The organism is Paenibacillus ottowii (assembly GCF_006874425.1).
Classification (GTDB): domain Bacteria; phylum Bacillota; class Bacilli; order Paenibacillales; family Paenibacillaceae; genus Paenibacillus; species Paenibacillus ottowii.
The window spans coordinates 398071-416884 of sequence record NZ_VIJZ01000002.1 but is presented as its reverse complement, the minus strand read 5'-3'; the positions used below and the strand labels follow the sequence as shown (position 1 = coordinate 416884).

Here is an 18814-nt window from a genome sequence, read left to right as displayed (position 1 = left end):
GGTAGCTCATGCTTAAACGTTATATTTTGTACAGTGAAATAAAGAGAGTACAATAAGCTATATATAATCAATGTTAATGGAGGAGAAACATGACTATACATTGTGATGTCGCTATTTTGGGTGGAGGAACTGGAGGGTATGTAGCAGCCATTCGCGCAGCCCAGCTCGGCAAAGAAGTGGTTATCATCGAAAAGGACAAGCTCGGCGGAACCTGTCTGCACCGTGGTTGTATTCCGAGCAAGGCTTTGCTGCGCAGTGCGGAAGTATATGCAACGATTAAAGAAAGTGCGCAATATGGAATCGAGACATCGGGAGCACAGCTTGTATTTCCTAAAGTTCAGGAGCGTAAGGAAGCCGTAGTGGAGCAATTGCACCAGGGCGTTCAATTTTTGATGCGTAAAAATAAAATTACGGTGCTGAGTGGTAAGGGGCGTGTGATTGGACCGTCTATATTTTCTCCTAAAAGTGGAGCCGTGGCTGTGGAACTAGAAGATGGTGAGATGGAGACAGTTGTTCCTGCACATCTCATTATTGCAACAGGATCACGTCCGCGTGTGCTGCCTGGACTGGAGCCGGATGGCGAATTTATTCTGAGCAGCGACGAAGCATTGACTATGGAGAAGCTGCCAGCCTCCCTGATTATTGTCGGTGGTGGTGTCATTGGCGTGGAATGGGCTTCCATGCTAAATGATTTTGGCGTCGAGGTTACGGTGGTTGAGGCCGCGAATCGGCTTATTCCTACGGAGGACGAGGACGTTTCGCGTGAAATGCAGCGCTTGTTAGCCAAGCGCGGTGTCAAGGTGCTGACGGGAGCTCAAGTGTTGGCTGAAACCTACGGCAAGGACGAGGAAGGCGTACAGATTGACGTGCAAAAAGGGGACGAAACCGAAACCCTCAGTGCTTCCAAATTGCTCATTTCTGTAGGTCGTCAGGCGAACGTAGAAAATATCGGGCTGGAAAATACCGATATCCGCGTCGAGCGTGGCTTTATCTCGGTTAATGAGTATTTGCAGACGAATGAGCCACATATCTACGCTATCGGGGATTGCATCGGCGGCTTACAACTGGCCCATGCGGCGAGTCATGAAGGTTTGCAGGCAGTTCATCATTTGGCGGGCGAAGAGTTTCACAGTGTACCCAACTATATGATTCCGCGCTGTATTTACACACGTCCAGAAGCCGCAAGCGTCGGCTTGACGGAGCAAGAAGCCCGTGAACGTGGACATCAGGTGAAGACAGGAAAGTTCCCTTTTCAAGCGATTGGAAAATCGCTTGTATACGGCAGTCGGGACGGCTTCGTCAAAGTGGTGGCTGACCAGGAAACCAATGATATTCTCGGTGTACATATGGTCGGTACACATGTGACGGACCTGATCAGCGAGGCCGCTCTTGCGCAGTTGCTGGATGCTACGCCGTGGGAAGTCGGACAGTTAATTCATCCGCATCCAACGTTGTCGGAGATTTTGGGAGAAGCGATGCTGGCTGTTGATGGACAAGCGATAGGCATATAAACGTTTCACATAAATCGGTGCTTTTCTTTTTGGGGAGAAAAGGATTATAATGGGGTTAGCTAGAGTTTAGTACCAGGTTTTAAGACGAGATGGTACTAGATGCTGGAAGTAGGATGTTTGATATTTAAGGAGGTGCCTCAATGAGTTCTAAAGGCGCTGTAGACGCTGGCTTCAGACATGAGCAGCTGGGACTTACTCACGGACAAGTTATTGATATGTACAGATATATGTTGCTCGCAAGAAGATTTGACGAGCGCAACATGCTCCTGCAACGGGCAGGAAAAATTAATTTCCACGTTTCCGGTATTGGACAGGAAGCGGCACAAGTAGGTGCGGCTTTCGCTCTGGACCGGGAAAAGGACTATTTCCTCCCCTATTACCGGGATTACGGATTCGTGCTTGCAGTTGGCATGACCCCGCGCGAATTGATGCTGTCGGCATTTGCCAAGGCAGATGACCCCAATAGTGGAGGTCGTCAGATGCCGGGGCATTTTGGTAGTAAACGGCTGCGTATCGTGACAGGCTCCAGCCCAGTAACGACACAGGTGCCGCATGCAGTAGGGGTGGCGCTGGCTGCCAAGATGCAGAAAAAGGACTTTGTATCGTTTGTTACATTTGGGGAAGGCTCCAGCAATCAGGGGGATTTCCACGAAGGCTGTAACTTTGCGGGTGTACAAAAGCTCCCAGTCATCATTATGTGCGAGAATAATCAATACGCGATATCGGTTCCGATTCATAAACAGTTGGCGGGGAAAGTAAGCGACCGTGCACTGGGTTACGGGTTCCCGGGCATTCGTGTCGATGGCAATGATGCACTGGCCGTATATGCCGCTGTAAAGGAAGCACGTGAACGTGCTGTTCGCGGTGAAGGTCCTACGCTGATCGAAGCGATGATGTACCGTCTGTCTCCTCACTCCACCTCGGATAATGATCTGGCTTACCGGACCAAGGAGGAAGTGGATGAGAACTGGACCAAGGACGGCGTAGCCCGTATGAAGAGCTATTTGATCGAATGCGGCATTTGGGATGAGGCCAAAGATGCGGATCTATCGGCCGAATTGCTGCTTGAAGTCAAGGAAGCAATTGAATATGCAGACAATGCGCCTTTTCCAAAGCCCGAAGATACGCTGCTGCATGTGTATGCTGATAGCGATAGGGAGGGCCGGTAAAGATGGCAATTATGGAATATATTGATGCAATACGTCTTGCTATGAAAGAAGAAATGGAGCAGGATGAGACGGTTTTTGTATTAGGTGAAGATGTCGGCGTGAAGGGCGGTGTCTTTACAACAACGAAGGGGCTCATGGATCAGTTTGGTGAGCAACGTGTCATGGATACGCCGTTGGCAGAGTCGGCGATTGCAGGGGTTGCCATTGGTGCGGCGATGTACGGAATGAAGCCGATTGCCGAAATGCAGTATTCGGACTTTATGCTGCCGGCAACGAATCAGATTATTAGTGAAGCGGCTAAAATCCGCTACCGCTCTAATAACGATTGGAATTGCCCTCTGGTGATCCGCGCACCCATCGGCGGTGGTATTTTTGGTGGTCTGTATCACTCTCAGTGTCCGGAATCCATCTTTTTTGGTACACCAGGTCTAAAAATTGTTGCTCCATTTACACCTTATGACGCCAAAGGATTGCTCAAAGCAGCCATACGTGACCCTGATCCAGTGCTATTTTTTGAAAATAAAAAATCCTACAAGCTGATTAAAGGTGAAGTGCCTGCGGATGATTATATCGTACCGATCGGGAAGGCTAATCTACTACGTGAGGGTGACGATATTACGGTCATTGGATATAGCCAGCCGTTGCATTTTGTGATGCAGGCAGCAGAGGAATTGGAAAAGGAAGAGGGCATTACCGCACATGTTGTGGATTTGCGCACGCTTCAGCCATTGGACCGCGAAGCCATTATTGAGGCTGCACGACATACAGGCAAGGTCTTAATCGTTCATGAGGACAACAAAACAGGCGGTATCGGTGCCGAGGTATCGGCTATTATCAATGAAGAATGCCTGTTCGAGCTGGATGCACCGATTGAGCGCCTGTGCGCTCCTGATGTGCCAGCCATGCCGATTAGTCCACCGATGGAAAAGTTTTATATGTTAAACAAGGATAAAGTGAAGGAAGCCATGCGCCGTCTAGCTATGTATTAATATAGAGCAGTTTCGGACAAAAGCATTCCAAAAGTATAGCAGGGCAGCGATAAATCGCGCCCTTCTATGATGTTAAGGAGTTGAAAAAATGTCAGACCAAACACAATGGAACGACGTGACCATGCCGCAATTGGCTGAATCGCTCGTATCAGCGACAATTGCCAAATGGCTGAAACAACCTGGTGACCCAGTAGAGCAATTCGAGCCAATTTGCGAGGTCATTACAGATAAAGTGAACGCAGAAATTCCATCCACACTGGACGGTATTATGGGTGACCTGTTGGCTGAGGAAGGTCAGACGGTAGCGGTAGGCGAATTGATTTGCCGGATTCAGACGAAGTCCGCTGCACCAGCGGCATCAACAGGAGCGACAACCTCTACACCAGCAACCGAAAGTAATGCACAAGCACACTCCCAACAGGGAGCTGCTTCGGATCAATCCATGCGAGGACGTTTTTCTCCAGCCGTCCAAACACTGGCTGCCCAGCACAACGTGGACTTAAGCAAAGTGCTAGGCACAGGCATGGGGGGGAGAATTACCCGCAAAGACGTGCTGAATTTTGTGCAGCAAGGCGGTTCTACTACACCTAGAGTGACTGATCAGACGACTGGGAGCACGCAAGGACAAGGATCTCCTTTTACAGGACTACAGCAGTCTGCCACTCAATATAGTGCACCAGTTCAAAATATGGACCCTGCGATTCCGGTGCGTAACAGTGGCATTCATTTAACGGAGGCTCCAAAAGTTCCTATGGTCGAAGTTGAGGGTGGCAACAACAGATCCGAGTATTTTATTGATGTGACACCTATTCGTAGTGCAATTGCCCGCAATATGCGGCAAAGTGTTTCGGAAATTCCTCATGCCTGGACGACGATTGAAGTCGATGTGACTAACCTGGTGATGCTCCGCAACAAGATCAAAAACGAGTTCAAGCAAAAAGAAGGCATCAATATTACGTACCTTGCTTTTCTCATGAAAGCAGTCGTAAATGCAATCAAAGAATATCCGATCATCAATTCGGTGTGGGCAGTAGATAAAATTATTATTAAAAGAGATATTAATATTTCTTTGGCCGTAGGTACAGAGGACTCCGTTCTTACTCCTGTTATTAAAAAAGCCGACCAGAAAAATATTGCCGGATTGGCTCGTGAAATTGACGATTTGGCACGTAAAACTCGCGAAGGCACACTCAAACTGGATGATATGCAAGGTGGGACGTTTACCGTAAACAATACCGGTTCCTTTGGTTCAATCTTATCTTACCCGGTGATTAACTATCCGCAGGCAGCAATTCTTACCTTTGAGTCCATTGTCAAAAGACCAGTGGTTATTGATGATATGATTGCGGTGCGCTCGATGGCTAATCTGTGTCTGTCGCTGGATCATCGTATTTTAGATGGAGTGATTTGCGGACGATTCCTGCAACGGGTTAAAGAAAATCTGGAAGGCTACACCTTGGATACGAAGCTGTACTAATCATCCGAACAGTTAGGAAAATGGACGGAGAGGAAGTGACAGGCCGTGAACAGACGACCGCTTGATGTAACCTATACGAATAGGATGGAATATGCCCATGCTTGGGATGTCCAGAAGGAGATTGTGGGAAAGCTGGATGCGGGGGAGGCGAGAGAAACGCTAATGCTTCTCCAGCATCCGCCAACCTACACCATAGGTTCCCAGAGGCATCCTGAGCATTTGCTCTTCACACCAGAGCAGCTGAAAGAGAAGGGCATCAGCGTCTTTCAGATTGATCGTGGGGGAGACATTACATATCATGGACCGGGGCAACTTGTTGGATATCCCCTGCTTGTGCTTGGCAACCGAGAGGCACTAAATTTGCATGGATACCTTCGAAGTCTCGAAGAAGTGATCATTCAGTTGCTGGCATCTTATGGGATCGAAGGGAGCCGTAAGCCTGAATATACAGGGGTATGGATCGGGAATCTTAAAATTGCGGCCATTGGTGTCAAATTTAACAAATGCAAGCAACGTCGGGGCTTCGTAACCAGCCATGGCTTTGCTTTTAATATCAAGTCAGGAATACAGCATGAGGGCTTTGAAGGCATTGTTCCGTGCGGAATTCAGGAATATGGTGTGACATCATTAGAGGACTGTACACAGCAGTCTTTTTCGGTGGAGCAGATTGCGAGGGAAATTGTACCGTACTTTGAACAGCAATTTTCATTTGCCGCGCAATGGCAAACGCATTCCTTCCAATAAAAGGTCAGGCGGGCTATTGTGTGATTGACACGGGAGCCCGCCTGTTTGTTTGCTTGTGCAGCAGCTCGTCCACACACAGCTTGTAACGGATCTTGGGTGGTTCAACCCTTGAGAGGTGTAGTTGTTATAGTGGCATAATAAACGGCTCAATTACCATGAACAGCGTAGAACCAATCATAGCTGCGAGCATAACGTAAATGAAAAAACGAACCCATTTTTTGTTAGACATGTGTAACTCCTTTAGGATAGGTTTAAGTCATAGATAAGAACATCTATCCGTATTGTAGCGTAATCGGGAAAGAGAGGAAAGTTTAATGACAGTAAAAATAGTAAAAGACCGAATCGTACAGGAATTCATGGAACTCGTACAGGTGGATAGTGAAACCAAGCATGAACAGGAAATATCACGTGTTCTGAAAGAAAAGTTTAATGTACTTGGGCTGGAAGTCGTAGAAGACGATTCTCGCGAAAGAACGGGACATGGCTCTGGCAATTTGATTGTCACCTGGAAAGCTGAAGGTGTGGAGCAAGCACCCAAAATATTTTTTACCTGCCACATGGATACCGTGACTCCAGGCAAAGGCATCAAACCGCAGTTGGGTGAGGATGGCTGGATTCGCAGTGATGGTTCAACAATTCTGGGGTCGGACGACAAGGCGGGGATTGCTGCTTTGTTCGAGGCAATTCGTGTCGTACGCGAGCAGAACATTCCCCATGGTCAAATTCAGTTCGTGATTACGGCTGGCGAGGAATCTGGTTTAATGGGCGCACGGGCAATGAAGCCGGAAGTGCTGGATTCTGACTTCGGATATGCCTTGGATTCAAATGGTGAAGTCGGTTCTATTTGTATAGCTGCTCCCACACAGGCACGTATTGAAATGAGAATTACCGGAAAGTCTGCTCATGCAGGGGTCAATCCTGAAGATGGCATTAGTGCCATTCAAGTCGCTTCTAAAGCAATTTCTAAAATGAAATTGGGACGGATTGATAAGGAGACGACCGCTAACATCGGTAGCTTCGAAGGCGGCAGCGCGACGAATGTGGTTTGCGATTTTGTACTGATCCGTGCGGAAGCTCGCAGTATTGTGCAGGAAAAAGTTAATCATCAAATCCAGCATATGCGTGAAGCGCTCGAAACCACTGCGCGTGAATTTGGTGCCCAGGGAGAGTTCCGCAGTGAAGTCATCTATCCAGCATTCAGCTTTACAGAGCATGATGAAGTTGTACAGGTTGCACAGCGAGCTATTCAAGGATTGGGATTGGCAACATCAACCTTCCATTCCGGTGGCGGCTCAGATGCTAATGTATTCAACGGACTTGGAATTCCAACAGTGAATTTGGCTGTAGGTTACCAGAACATCCACACCACAGAGGAAAAGATCAAGGCCGATGACCTAGTGAAGGTTGCTGAAGTAGTCGTAGCTCTGATCCAAGAAACTACAAAGTAAAACTTGTTTCTCACATTTACAATAGAATTACATTTACAATATACCGAAAAAGGGTTCAGGTTAAAGAGGGGAACCGTGTTCCTCCTTTAGATCTGAACCTTTTTTGGAACCGTTAGCGAAGCAATAGTGGCTGTAGGTCCATATTCCTTTTGCCATTGACGGAGGAGGGTTTGAATCTGCCAGGCTTTGCCGACGATATGAAGGGTGGTTTCAGTACGGTAACTTTTCATTCTAAATTCTCCTTATAGCAGAATTTTAATATACTACCCCAGCATATGTTCCAAGTGGACAAGTTAGACTAATGTTGGAGATAATTAATAATGATAAGAAAAGATAGAGGACGAAGGAGGAAACATGTCTGATGAACGATCAAACGAACGAACAAGTGAACAATCCAACCAACAATGCACCTCGCAAGCCTTATGCCAATCCTGCGCTGGAGGAAAAGACAGTGTCCACACAGCCTATCTTTGAAGGGAAGGTCATTACGGTACAGGTAGACACGGTAGAGCTTCCTGACGGGTCTACTGGAAAACGTGAAATCGTAAAGCATCCAGGTGCAGTGGCAGTTTTGGCTCTACATGAGGGAAAAATGCTGGTCGTGGACCAGTACAGACAAGCTATGGGGCGCTGTGAGGTTGAAATCCCCGCGGGCAAGCTCGAGCGAGGTGAAGATCCGATGGAAGCCGCAGGACGTGAATTGCGGGAAGAGACAGGCTATACAGCCAAATCGTTGAAGCTGTTGCATTCTTTTTATACATCTCCCGGATTTGCGGATGAAATCATACATCTGTATGCGGCCGAAGATCTGGAGCGAGGTGAGATGGAACCAGATGAGGATGAATTCTTAGAGCTATTTGAAGTGACGCTGGAAGAAGCGCACACGCTTATTCGTGAAGGGCGCATTAGTGATGCCAAAACGATTCTGGCCGTCTATGCATGGCAACTTCGCCAACAAACAGGGAGATTCTAAGCGGATGGATACAAATATATTAGAACTTAACAACTACTTTGCAGACCTGCATATCCATATTGGTAGAACGGAAAAAGGAGCTCCGGTCAAAATTAGCGGTAGCCGTGACCTTACGTTTGCCAATATAGCCAAGGAAGCCTCCAGTCGCAAAGGGATTGAGCTCATCGGAATCATTGACTGCCATGCACCTAATGTACAGGAGGATATTCGTAGCCATTTGCATACAGGTGAAATGGAAGAAATCAGCGGTGGTGGTATTGCATATAGGGATACAGTTATTATACTTGGCACGGAGCTGGAAATCCGGGCTGAAGGTCGTCCCGAGGCTCACATACTGGCCTATTTTCCTGATCTGGCGGCGATGGAGGATTTTACTCAATGGCTGGCTAAGCATATGAAAAATGTTAATCTCAGCTCACAACGGATCTACGCACCGCCACGTGAGTTGCAGCAGCAAATTTATGGACGTGGAGGCATTATGGTGCCTGCGCACGTGTTCACTCCACATAAAGGGATTTATGGAAGTTCCGCAGCCCGTATGGAGGAACTGCTGGATATGGAGCTCATTAGTGGGGTGGAACTAGGACTGAGCGCAGATTCATCTATGGCCGGCTTGATTTCGGAGCTGGATCGCTTCAGCTTTCTCACAAATTCAGATGCCCATTCCCTTGGGAAAATTGGACGAGAGTACAATAAAATATCAATGGCCAAGCCATGTTTTGATGAATTCAGGATGGCTTTGGAGCGGCGTGAAGGACGACGAGTGTGTGCCAACTACGGTTTGAATCCCAAGCTTGGAAAATACCATCGCTCTTACTGTCAAAGCTGCGGTACGATTATTGACGAGCAGCAGATGGCGGACGAACGTTGCCCTAACTGTGGCCATACCAAGCTGGTACGGGGTGTGCTCGATCGAATCTGGAGCATTGCAGACCGTGAAGAGCCTGTAATTCCCTCTCATCGTCCTCCGTACATTTACCAGATTCCGCTGGAATTTATTCCAGGCTTGGGTAAAGCTAAGCTGAACCAGCTATTAGCAGCATTCGGAACAGAAATGAATATTTTACATGAGGTTACACAGGAGGAACTGTCTAGAGTCGTTGGTAATGTGTTGGCAGAGCAGATTGTACTTTCACGCGGAGGACGCCTGGCGCTTGTATCCGGCGGGGGTGGAACATACGGAAAAATAGCGAAATCCTAGTAATGTGTCCTAGTAAAGTCTTGTTCCTGTAAAAAGGCATATCAGCGCCAGCTTGTTCATAACCTTAAAATATCTCTGCCGCTGGCTTGGCGCATCATTCGTGATGTAAGATTTGCAGCGAAAGCTGCCCCATTTCTAGCCAAAAGCCGTCGGTCTACGGTTGTTTTTTGGACAAACAAGCAGATGAAAGGGGCAGGACCTGATGCAATGGTTTCGTCATACGTTAAAGGATCAGACGCCATATTATGTTTTTTTGGCTGTACTGTTTCTAGTGGGAGTTGTGTTTGGCGCACTAATGGTAAATGCACTCTCCCTGGAACAGTTACAGGATTTGTCCCGTTACCTGAAGGATTTTTTTGTGACGGTCAATCAAAACAAACAGGGCTTTGCTGATTCGCAGGCATCCTCTACCTTTTGGGACAGCGTATCTCTACATCTTAAATGGGTGGGCCTCATTTGGGTATGCGGACTTTCCGTCATTGGACTCCCGGGTATTCTTGTCTTGAATTTCCTCAAGGGTGTGTTGATCGGATTTTCTGTAGGTTATATGGTCGGGCAATATTCATGGAAAGGACTATTATTTTCGTTGGTTTCCGTTGCTCCACATAACCTGCTCGTGATTCCAGTACTGCTCGTTTGTAGTGTGGCTGCGATGACTTTTTCCATTCATATGATCAAGACCAAAATACTCGCTAACCGGCCATCAGAAGGGATGTTGCGTCCGTTGCTTTCTTATGCAGGATTGACTGCAGTGATGATGGTATTGCTCATCGGCAGTGCGTCCTTTGAAACCTGGGTCACTCCGGTTATGATGCAATGGGTCACTCCTATGCTGACAGCTTCCGTAACATCTTAATCTCATTTCAAAATGTTTGACTTTATTTGTATAGACCCCCTATAATAATAGGAGTGAAAAAAAGTGCAGTAGGCAGTAGCTTTGCAGGGGGAGGGAGACACATGGAAGCACGGATCGAAAAAATTAAGCAGCAACTGCAATCCCAGGGCTACAAACTAACGCCTCAGCGGGAAGCCACCGTCAGAGTTTTACTTGAGAACGAAGATGATCATCTGAGTGCGGAAGATGTATTTATGCTCGTCAAAGAGAAAGCTCCCGAAATCGGTCTGGCAACCGTATACCGTACCCTAGAACTGCTAAGTGAACTGCATGTCGTGGAGAAAATTAATTTTGGAGATGGCGTTGCGCGTTATGATTTGCGCGGCGATACAAGTAAACATCATCACCACCATTTGATATGTGTGCAGTGCGGCAGTGTAGATGAAATACTGGAAGATTGGCTTGGGCCATTAGAGGAGCGTTTGGAACGGGAATATAATTTTACTGTGGTGGACCATCGTTTGGACTTCCATGGTATTTGTTATCGTTGTAAGGCGAAGAACGATACAACCGCCCAGAAAACCTCAGGCAAATCCAAGAAAAACAAATCTCAGGATTAATAAGCTGACTACCCAAGCTCTCACCGACGAAGACGCGTTCGGGAGAGCTTTTTTGGTTCAGAATTTGCTTTATAGGACCCAGTGGTATAAAACGGAATAGCTTGTCATACCCTTCCATAGAGAGCCCTACATAGGGGCTATATTTAGGGAAGGCGGCTGATCCACATGGTACTTTCATTGCGGAGAGGACTGAAATGGCTGCGCATGCTGATATTGTTTGGGGCGCTGGCAATTATGTTCTTTTATAGCCTCAGACTGTTTACAGATTGGATAACACCTGTAGATCATTACCGAATACCAGAAGGACATGCAGTTAAGGTATTTGGCGGACAAAACGTGAATGATGGGTCCGAGCAACGAACTGCGTTGTTAGAACGCTTACGTTTCTTTTATTGGTATGGTGAGTAGTCTATGTAATCTTCTTGTGAGATGATGGTATAAAGACAGCACACAAAGAAGCAGGCGCAACAACTGAATCGCTGTATGCAGGACAAGGAGACTTTTGGAACTCATGAAAATGTATATTCAACCTTTCGTTCAATATATGGAAGAGGAGAAAGGGTTATCACGCAGTACGCTGGAAGCGTATCAGCGGGACGTACAGCAGTTTGTCGAGTTCGCAGAAAGCTGTGGTCTGGAACAGCCTGACAATGTCCAGCGGTCACATCTGGTACTATATTTGGGACGTCTGAAGGAAGAGGGAAAAGCCGCGGCGACAATTTCACGGAGCGTTGCCTCCATTCGCTCCTTTTTTCATTTTCTCATTCGAGAAGGAATCGCGATCCATGATCCGTCCGTTCTGGTGGAGCTGCCCAAAGCCACTAAAAAGAAACCCTCGGTGTTAACGCAAGATGAAATAGAGCGTTTACTGGCAGCGCCGGATGTGAGTACCCCACAAGGGGGGCGGGATAAAGCCATGCTGGAGCTATTGTATGCGACAGGCATCCGTGTATCAGAGCTGATTGCCCTGAACGTGCGGGATGTACACGTTGATTTGCGCTTTGTGCGCTGTGGCGGCGAGGCAGGTAAAGAACGTGTTGTACCGATCAGTCGTGAGGCATCACAGTGGACACAAGCCTACTTGGACGAACAGCGTCCAGCATTGCTAAGATCAATGCAGGGTGAAGAAGCTCAGGTAGAGCAGGAAGCCTTGTTCTTGAATGTATCAGGTCAGCGTCTCAGTAGACAGGGATTCTGGAAAATAATCAAAAAGTACGCTAAGGAAGCAGATATAAGCAAGGATATCACGCCCCATACGCTGCGGCACTCCTTTGCGGTACATATGTTGGAGGGCGGAGCAGACTTACGCTCTGTGCAGGAAATGCTGGGTCATGCTGATCTGTCAACGACGCAGGTATATGCACAGACAGCTAGACGAAACATGAAGGAAGTATATGAAATGCATCACCCTCACGGCGGTAACCGCACTTCCCATGAAAGCAAGGATCGAACGTAATGTAGCTTTGCTATTATAGAAAATGTGATCATGACTATAACTTTACGATTGTACAAGTCAGGAGAGATGTTTATGTCAACAGCTAATCAAGCTACAATTCAGGAAGCAGCAGATTATATTCGTGCCAAGAGCGGGATAAGTCCAGAGATTGGTCTTATTCTGGGATCGGGGCTCGGTATACTGGCCGATTTGATTCAAGATGGAGTAAGTATTCCTTATCAGGATATTCCCCATTTTCCTGTTTCAACCGTGGAAGGTCACGAGGGAGAGTTACTATTAGGCACTATTGAAGGTCGCGCTGTCGTCATGATGAAGGGGCGCTTCCATATGTATGAGGGGTATGGTCCGCAGCTGACGGCTTTCCCTGTTCGGGTAATGAAGCAGCTCGGGATTCAAAGCCTGCTCGTGACGAATGCGGCAGGTGGTGTAAATACGTCCTATAAAGCGGGCGATTTGATGGTCATCTCAGATCATTTGAATTTGACCGGACAAAATCCGCTGATTGGTCCGAACGATGCTGCGCTGGGCGTTCGTTTTCCAGACATGTCGGAGGCGTACAGCCGCCGCTTACGTGAAATTGCCAAACAAACAGCCATTCAACAAGGTTTCAGTCTGCAGGAAGGGGTATATGCTGGATTGCTGGGACCCAACTATGAAACACCTGCTGAAATCGTTATGCTGCGTACACTAGGGGCAGATGCAGTAGGGATGTCGACCGTGTCAGAAGTTATTGTAGCCCGTCATGCGGGGATTGAAGTATTGGGCTTCTCCTGTATCACCAATATGGCTGCAGGCATTCTGGACCAACCTCTGTCCCATGGTGAAGTAATGGAGACGGCGGAGAAGGTTCGTGAACAATTTCTGAAACTGGTACTGGCAATTATTCCACAAATGTAGATGGAATAAAGTTTTCCGTCAGAACGGTAGACATATCCAAAGAACCCCATATCCGAGCGCCTTTTGACGGCGTAGGATACGGGGTTCTTTTTACATGCCACAGTTGAGCACTATCGCCTAGTGAAAAGGGCGTGTGCTCCATATTGCTGTATTCGCTTTTTCTGCTACAGCTAGTCGATGTCGCTCTTGCACCTTGATCACAATCACCATAAAGATAATCCAGTAAATGGCTAAGGAATTCAGGAAACGACTATCCGTTATATTGTTTAATACGATGAACAGGAAAAAAACGACTGCCGTCAGCCATGTATACATATCAGTTTTGCCAATTCTGAATTTAAATAGGGTAGTTACAACGAGTACAACCGTTGCAAGTAGTCCTACAAGACCCACATCAATCCACAGATCTCGAAAGCCGCTATGGCTGCTTGTCAGATCAAAGCGGATGCCATTCGCATAAATGCTGGGCCGGGCTGCCCAGAAGGAGCCGTAACCATGGCCGAACCAGTAGTGGCTCTGAATAGCACCATCAATTCCCTGCCAGATTTCCGTTCTTCCGGTTAAGGTTGTTGTTTTTCCAAATTCCGAGGCAATCGCATCTCCATAAGTAAAGGTAAGGGTCAAACCCAAAAGAACAAGTAAGCAGGAACAGCTCAGAAAGAACCCCCGCAACGCGATGCTTCGCATTCTTTTAAATAGCAATATGAACAAAATAAATACGAAGAGTGAGGATGTCAGCACCAATGAGGTGGTGGACTGGCATTTGATGAGCAATAAGGCATTGAGTAAGATGAAGCCGATATGCAAAGCCTTGCGTGTGCCCCTGAAAAAATAAATAACATGTGCAACAAAACTTAACAGCGAGAGGGTTCCGAGTGTATTTTTATGGCCGGAGATTCCTTTCCACAGTCCAGTATGTTCTACACCGCCATGAATGGCGAAGGAAGGAACGAGCACAACGGCGAGTAAATTGAGTACGCTCAGGATACTTAATGTAATGACTAAAAGGCGTATGCAGCCCTGAGTTGTATAATGGGTGACCAGATAGAGCCCAAAGGTGGAGAAGGCAACAAATTTGAGAACCATGAGCAAGGAAGAGGTCTGCTCTTGTTCAGCCCATAAACAGGAAGCGGCAATGTACATCATGAGTAAAGTCAGCAACGGATTATCAGCCAGGGTTGCGATTAATGACTTGAGTGAAGGTAGAAGCATAGCATAGCTGAACAATAAGATAAGCAGGGAAATCGTGATCACCCTGGGGGACAAACCCTGACAGGCAAAGGGAATCGAGAAAGCCATTAAACCGGCTACTGTGAGTATGTGTTTCACGGTTTCACCGCCTAGATACGTTATGTATCTATAATATACAAAATGTATCTCCTTGTACAATCATAATAAAATTATTATTTTCATTTTTATCGATCCTAGAGCAAGCCTCATGATGCATATACTCAGTCCATGCCAAGAAAATGAAGAATTCTTCGGCATTGTCTGAAGGCGTTTTTCACGTTTTAAACATGGGGGTGTTTGGGTGGCAGATCATTTTACAGAACAATTGAAGTTGAATTTGAGTGGTGCGGGCAAAGAATTAACGCCTCAGCAATTAAATGACAATTTTAAAGCCATTGAAAATGAATTCGTGGAACGCAGTATAAACGTAAGCTGGTTTGGAGCTGCTGGCGATGGTATTCAAGATGACACGGCAGCTTTGCAAGAATTGATTAACAAGACCCCCGATTACTCCATTCTTCACATCCCCAGTGGTCGATACAAAATAACATCTACCCTTCAAGTTCGGAAGCAGGGTGTGCGCATTTTTGGCATTCATAAGGGGAGGTATAGACAAGGTAAGGGAGTTACGTCGATTGAATATTATGGCACCGGTCCTTGTTTCCAAATTGGAGACGAAAGTCTATCATCGTTTAGTGGCTACCAAAATGTGCAGTTCCATGACTTATCGATCCGGTACGAAGGGACTGATACAGCCACCTTAAATAATCCGTTTTCGCAGTCTGTGAAGCGTGGATATTATGGCAAAGGTACAATGGGCATTCAGGATTGGAAAGGCGGAGGCGTTGTCCTCGATAATGTGCTAATTGAGCATTTTGAAACGGCTTTTTGGGGCTATGAAAGTGACGTGAACTTATTTAAATGCACGGAGATTAATTACAATAAAACAGGGATTCACTTGCAGAACAGAAGTTCACAGTTTACTAGCATTGCACTTTTTACACTCGGGAACGATACAGCTTTGGATCTGAACAGCTCTAACGGGGCGAGATTTATGGCTAGCCAGCACATTAAGGATGGGAGCTCCAGTGATATTCCCATTCTAATAAATGATTTTATGAATGCAGAATTTTTAGGCTGCTGGTTCGAAGGATTAAGCAGAGAACACAAGACGACAGTACCTTCTTTTATACAAATTGGTGCTACCAAAGAAACCAAAAATGTTGCCCTGCGCGACTCTATTTTGGCGATAGCAGACAAATACGAGGACACCCAAGCTGTGTGTAACTATTTTGTGGACGTGGTCATTGGTAAAAAAGTTTTGGTGGACGAGGTGGGCGGGTATCCCCGTAATCTGAAGCAGCTTATTAGTTTCTCAGGCAGCTCCTCCACACAGCAGGTGACACTTCGTTCACATTTGGATTTTAGCTATAGCAATCATCGTTATGACGAGAATAATGGGACAGGGCAAGCTTTGTTGCTCGTCGAGAAGTATTCGAATAACGGTATCGAGCATTTAAATGAAACCTTTGTCAAAGCCTACCTCGGTTCAAGGCAAAATATCCCTGCAGGTAGCTGGCAGAAAGTGAAGTTCGATCAAATCAACTATGATGAATTGACCGAATTCGACGCATCGAATAGTCGATGGCGCGCCAAGCGAGCTGGCAAATACAGAATACAAGTCTACATCTCGACCGATCCCCAGGTAGATGGCAACCGGACACGGCTGGCGCTTCATCTGAATGATGAGCAGCTTGCCGGAAGTTCTGCCTATGCTTATCTCGATGACAGGGTGATTGGCGGACGGAACTATGGTGCATTAAGTGGAGCAATGGAACTTAGACTCGAAGCGAATTCTTTTATTGATATACGGGTGTTTAGTCAAAACGCAGTGGATATTTTACCGGGTGGAGGTATTGCATATCTTACCGTTAGCCGAATTTAAACGTTTTTTATAGATCATTTTACAGACGATATATGTTGTGTCGTTTATATATTGGAAAATAGCGCCATGCTGACTCAGCTTGGTGCTATTTTGCGTTTTTATTCATATGGAATATTTTTCTTTCATTCTGACGACAATGGTTAGCAGCACGCGAATAGATCGGAGAGGTTAGCAAATGGGCTCCGGTGCTATACGCCAATATGTTGAGGAGGGAACCGATTGTGAAGAAAAAAATGGTGGCGTTCATCCTGGCTTGTCTGATAGCCTTGACTGCCGTCCCTGTCGGAGGTTGGGCCGAAGAAAGCAGACCTGAAGGCAAAACCAACGAAGGATCAGCAGCTCAGCTGGCTCCCCAGGCTCTTTCGGCGATCTTGATGGATGCAGATACTGGCACAGTTATCTATGAAAAAAACAGTCGTGAAAAGCTTCCTCCAGCAAGCATCACCAAGATCATGACGATGCTGCTGACAATGGAGGCCATTCATGATGGCAAACTCAAGCTGACCGATAAAGTGCGGGCAAGTGAGTATGCGTCCTCAATGGGAGGCTCGCAAATTTTCTTGGAGCCGGGTGAGGAAATGACGGTCGATGAGATGCTGAAGGGAATTGCAATGGCTTCGGGCAACGACGCTTCTGTGGCGATGGCTGAAAAAATTGCAGGGTCTGAGCAGGCTTTTGTCGAGATGATGAACGCCAAGGTGCAGCAGCTTGGGCTCAAAGATACGCATTTTGCCAATTGCAACGGTTTACCCGTAAAAAATCACTATTCCTCTGCGCACGATATTGCGGTTATGAGCCGGGAACTGTTGAAGTATCCGCATATTACAAAATATACGGGAGCCTACCAGGACTATTTGCGCAAATCCTCGGTCAAGCCCTTTTGGCTGGTGAATACGAATAAGCTTGTTCGCTTCTATACGGGAGCAGACGGTCTGAAAACAGGCTATACGTCAGAAGCGAAGTTCTGTCTTTCCGCCACGGCGAAGCGTGATGGCCTACGCGTCGTAGCTGTCGTACTGGGTGAACCGAACACCAAGATACGCAATAATGAAGTAGCTTCCATGTTCGACTATGCGTTTTCGCAATATACGATGAAATCCATATATAAGCCAGGTGAAAAGCTCGGCAGTATAAAAGTTGAAAAAGGTGTATTACCAGAGCTGGAAATTCAGGCTGATCGTTCATATAGTGTGCTGGTGAAAAAAGGTGGCAACAAGCAAACGCTGCGTCACGAGCTGCAACTGTCCCCAAGTCTTAAAGCTCCTGTTCGGGTGGGTGATCCTGTTGGTAAGCTGGTTGTCTATCAGGATGGAAAACATCTGAAGGAGTTCAATATCACTTCGCCTGTGGCGATCGAAAAGGCCGGCTGGTGGAAATTGTTTAAACGTACCATGTCGAATCTATTTTCTTTGTAGATTTTACGGGGTTTTCTTCTAGTTTTGTCGGAGGGCAGGAATCGTCTGCGATTACGTAGAAATCCTTGTCCAAGACCGGGAGGAGAGTGAGTAAGCATGAACCTGCAAATTGAAATGGAGCATCACCGGGGGGTACTTATTGTTAGGCTGTCTGGTGAACTTGATCACCATACGTCGGATATGGTCCGTATGCAAATGGATGAGGCGATTCAGCGCCGGCAATGCGAGCATATCGTGCTCAGCCTGAAGAATCTTCAGTTTATGGATAGTTCCGGCCTAGGTGTTATCTTGGGACGATACAAACTGATCAAGCAAAAGGGCGGGAAAATGGCAGTCTGTGATGTCAATCCGCCGGTTCATCGACTGCTGGATATGTCAGGCTTGTTTAAAATCATGCCCATATATGACAACGAGGGAAATGCGCTCACGGAACTGGAGGTTGTGTCATGAGAGAAGGCACGGGGAACAATTTCATGAGCTTGCAGTTTGCCGCCAAATCGGAAAATGAAGCATTTGCCCGCGTGGCTGTGGCGGCCTTTATTTCCAGGCTTGATCCTACAATGGATGAGCTTAGCGATTTGAAGACCGTTGTGTCTGAAGCGGTGACCAACAGTATTATTCACGGCTATGACAGCGATCCATCGGGTGTCGTAACAATTAAAGTCGGAATTGAAGCGGATGTAATTACGTTGGTCGTTGAGGACGCAGGACGGGGAATTGAGGACCTAGAGCTGGCCAAGCAGCCCCTCTACACGTCCAAGCCAGAATTAGAGCGATCCGGCATGGGCTTTACAATTATGGAAAATTTCATGGATGAGTTCGAAGCAGTCAGTGAGCCGGGCGGAGGCACGTCGGTCCGGATGAAGAAAAGGATTGAATCCAAGAAAGCTTTATATAATTAGGA

20 protein-coding genes are annotated in these 18814 nt (G+C 46.9%); 17 read left to right on the top strand and 3 right to left on the bottom strand.

Going from position 1 to position 18814, the window contains the following annotated elements:
• Positions 1-89 precede the first annotated feature (89 nt).
• The 5 genes from lpdA (at position 90) to lipB (ending at position 5890) form a co-directional block, all read left to right on the top strand.
• Entirely contained in the window at positions 90-1511 is a 1422-nt protein-coding gene (lpdA, locus tag FKV70_RS06140) for a dihydrolipoyl dehydrogenase (protein ID WP_142612121.1), read from the top strand.
• A gap of 140 nt (positions 1512-1651) precedes the next feature.
• Positions 1652-2680, top strand: coding sequence for a thiamine pyrophosphate-dependent dehydrogenase E1 component subunit alpha (locus FKV70_RS06135; protein ID WP_142612120.1), 1029 nt, complete (start codon positions 1652-1654; stop codon positions 2678-2680).
• 2 nt (positions 2681-2682) lie between these two features.
• Entirely contained in the window at positions 2683-3669 is a 987-nt protein-coding gene (locus tag FKV70_RS06130) for an alpha-ketoacid dehydrogenase subunit beta (protein WP_063213546.1), read from the top strand.
• 88 nt (positions 3670-3757) lie between these two features.
• Positions 3758-5146 carry a dihydrolipoamide acetyltransferase family protein gene (locus FKV70_RS06125; RefSeq protein ID WP_142612119.1) on the top strand — a complete coding sequence of 463 codons (1389 nt, stop codon included), beginning with the start codon at positions 3758-3760 and terminating at the stop codon, positions 5144-5146.
• A 45-nt stretch (positions 5147-5191) separates the two neighbouring features.
• A complete protein-coding gene (gene lipB / locus FKV70_RS06120) occupies positions 5192-5890 on the top strand; it encodes a lipoyl(octanoyl) transferase LipB (RefSeq protein WP_063213544.1) in 699 nt (232 codons plus the stop codon).
• A gap of 124 nt (positions 5891-6014) precedes the next feature.
• Here the strand turns inward: lipB and prli42 are convergent, their stop codons facing one another.
• Positions 6015-6119: a stressosome-associated protein Prli42 gene (gene prli42 / locus FKV70_RS06115; protein WP_142612118.1), complete on the bottom strand. Its 105-nt coding sequence runs from the start codon at positions 6117-6119 to the stop codon at positions 6015-6017.
• An 85-nt stretch (positions 6120-6204) separates the two neighbouring features.
• Here prli42 and FKV70_RS06110 point away from each other — a divergent pair, with 85 nt between their 5' ends.
• Positions 6205-7338, top strand: coding sequence for a tripeptidase T (locus FKV70_RS06110; RefSeq protein ID WP_142612117.1), 1134 nt, complete (start codon positions 6205-6207; stop codon positions 7336-7338).
• Between the two features lie 86 nt (positions 7339-7424).
• Here FKV70_RS06110 and mciZ read toward each other — a convergent pair whose 3' ends face one another.
• Entirely contained in the window at positions 7425-7568 is a 144-nt protein-coding gene (mciZ, locus tag FKV70_RS06105; RefSeq protein WP_081276771.1) for a Z-ring formation inhibitor MciZ, read from the bottom strand.
• Positions 7569-7699: 131 nt separating this feature from the next.
• On the opposite strand from mciZ, the gene FKV70_RS06100 reads away from it, so the two are divergent.
• The 7 genes from FKV70_RS06100 to FKV70_RS06070 all read left to right on the top strand — a co-directional run bounded on the left by FKV70_RS06100 (position 7700) and on the right by FKV70_RS06070 (position 13320).
• Complete coding sequence (locus FKV70_RS06100; protein WP_142612116.1) at positions 7700-8311, top strand: NUDIX domain-containing protein; 612 nt, start codon at positions 7700-7702, stop codon at positions 8309-8311.
• Between the two features lie 4 nt (positions 8312-8315).
• Positions 8316-9512, top strand: a complete 1197-nt coding sequence (locus FKV70_RS06095) for an endonuclease Q family protein (RefSeq protein ID WP_142612115.1) — start codon at positions 8316-8318, stop codon at positions 9510-9512.
• A 202-nt stretch (positions 9513-9714) separates the two neighbouring features.
• The gene (gene spoIIM / locus FKV70_RS06090) at positions 9715-10368 is read left to right on the top strand and encodes a stage II sporulation protein M (protein WP_063213540.1); all 654 of its coding nucleotides are present in this window, start codon (positions 9715-9717) and stop codon (positions 10366-10368) included.
• Positions 10369-10469: 101 nt separating this feature from the next.
• Positions 10470-10967, top strand: coding sequence for a ferric iron uptake transcriptional regulator (gene fur / locus FKV70_RS06085; protein WP_063213539.1), 498 nt, complete (start codon positions 10470-10472; stop codon positions 10965-10967).
• A 165-nt stretch (positions 10968-11132) separates the two neighbouring features.
• Positions 11133-11375, top strand: coding sequence for a YqzK family protein (locus tag FKV70_RS06080; RefSeq protein ID WP_063213538.1), 243 nt, complete (start codon positions 11133-11135; stop codon positions 11373-11375).
• A 103-nt stretch (positions 11376-11478) separates the two neighbouring features.
• Complete coding sequence (gene xerD / locus FKV70_RS06075; protein ID WP_142612114.1) at positions 11479-12423, top strand: site-specific tyrosine recombinase XerD; 945 nt, start codon at positions 11479-11481, stop codon at positions 12421-12423.
• 72 nt (positions 12424-12495) lie between these two features.
• Complete coding sequence (locus FKV70_RS06070; protein ID WP_142612113.1) at positions 12496-13320, top strand: purine-nucleoside phosphorylase; 825 nt, start codon at positions 12496-12498, stop codon at positions 13318-13320.
• Between the two features lie 117 nt (positions 13321-13437).
• On the opposite strand, the gene FKV70_RS06065 is transcribed toward FKV70_RS06070, so the two are convergent.
• The gene (locus FKV70_RS06065; RefSeq protein WP_142612112.1) at positions 13438-14649 is read right to left on the bottom strand and encodes an O-antigen ligase family protein; all 1212 of its coding nucleotides are present in this window, start codon (positions 14647-14649) and stop codon (positions 13438-13440) included.
• Between the two features lie 202 nt (positions 14650-14851).
• Between FKV70_RS06065 and FKV70_RS06060 the strand changes: the two genes are divergently transcribed.
• The 4 genes from FKV70_RS06060 (at position 14852) to spoIIAB (ending at position 18812) form a co-directional block, all read left to right on the top strand.
• On the top strand, positions 14852-16495 hold the full coding sequence (locus tag FKV70_RS06060) for a glycosyl hydrolase family 28-related protein (RefSeq protein WP_142612111.1): 1644 nt from the start codon (positions 14852-14854) through the stop codon (positions 16493-16495).
• 221 nt (positions 16496-16716) lie between these two features.
• The gene (locus tag FKV70_RS06055; RefSeq protein WP_142612110.1) at positions 16717-17910 is read left to right on the top strand and encodes a D-alanyl-D-alanine carboxypeptidase family protein; all 1194 of its coding nucleotides are present in this window, start codon (positions 16717-16719) and stop codon (positions 17908-17910) included.
• 96 nt (positions 17911-18006) lie between these two features.
• The gene (gene spoIIAA / locus FKV70_RS06050) at positions 18007-18360 is read left to right on the top strand and encodes an anti-sigma F factor antagonist (protein WP_013310782.1); all 354 of its coding nucleotides are present in this window, start codon (positions 18007-18009) and stop codon (positions 18358-18360) included.
• The gene (gene spoIIAB, locus FKV70_RS06045) at positions 18357-18812 is read left to right on the top strand and encodes an anti-sigma F factor (RefSeq protein WP_013310781.1); all 456 of its coding nucleotides are present in this window, start codon (positions 18357-18359) and stop codon (positions 18810-18812) included. The genes spoIIAA and spoIIAB overlap by 4 nt, the downstream gene beginning before the upstream one ends.
• Positions 18813-18814 lie beyond the last annotated feature (2 nt).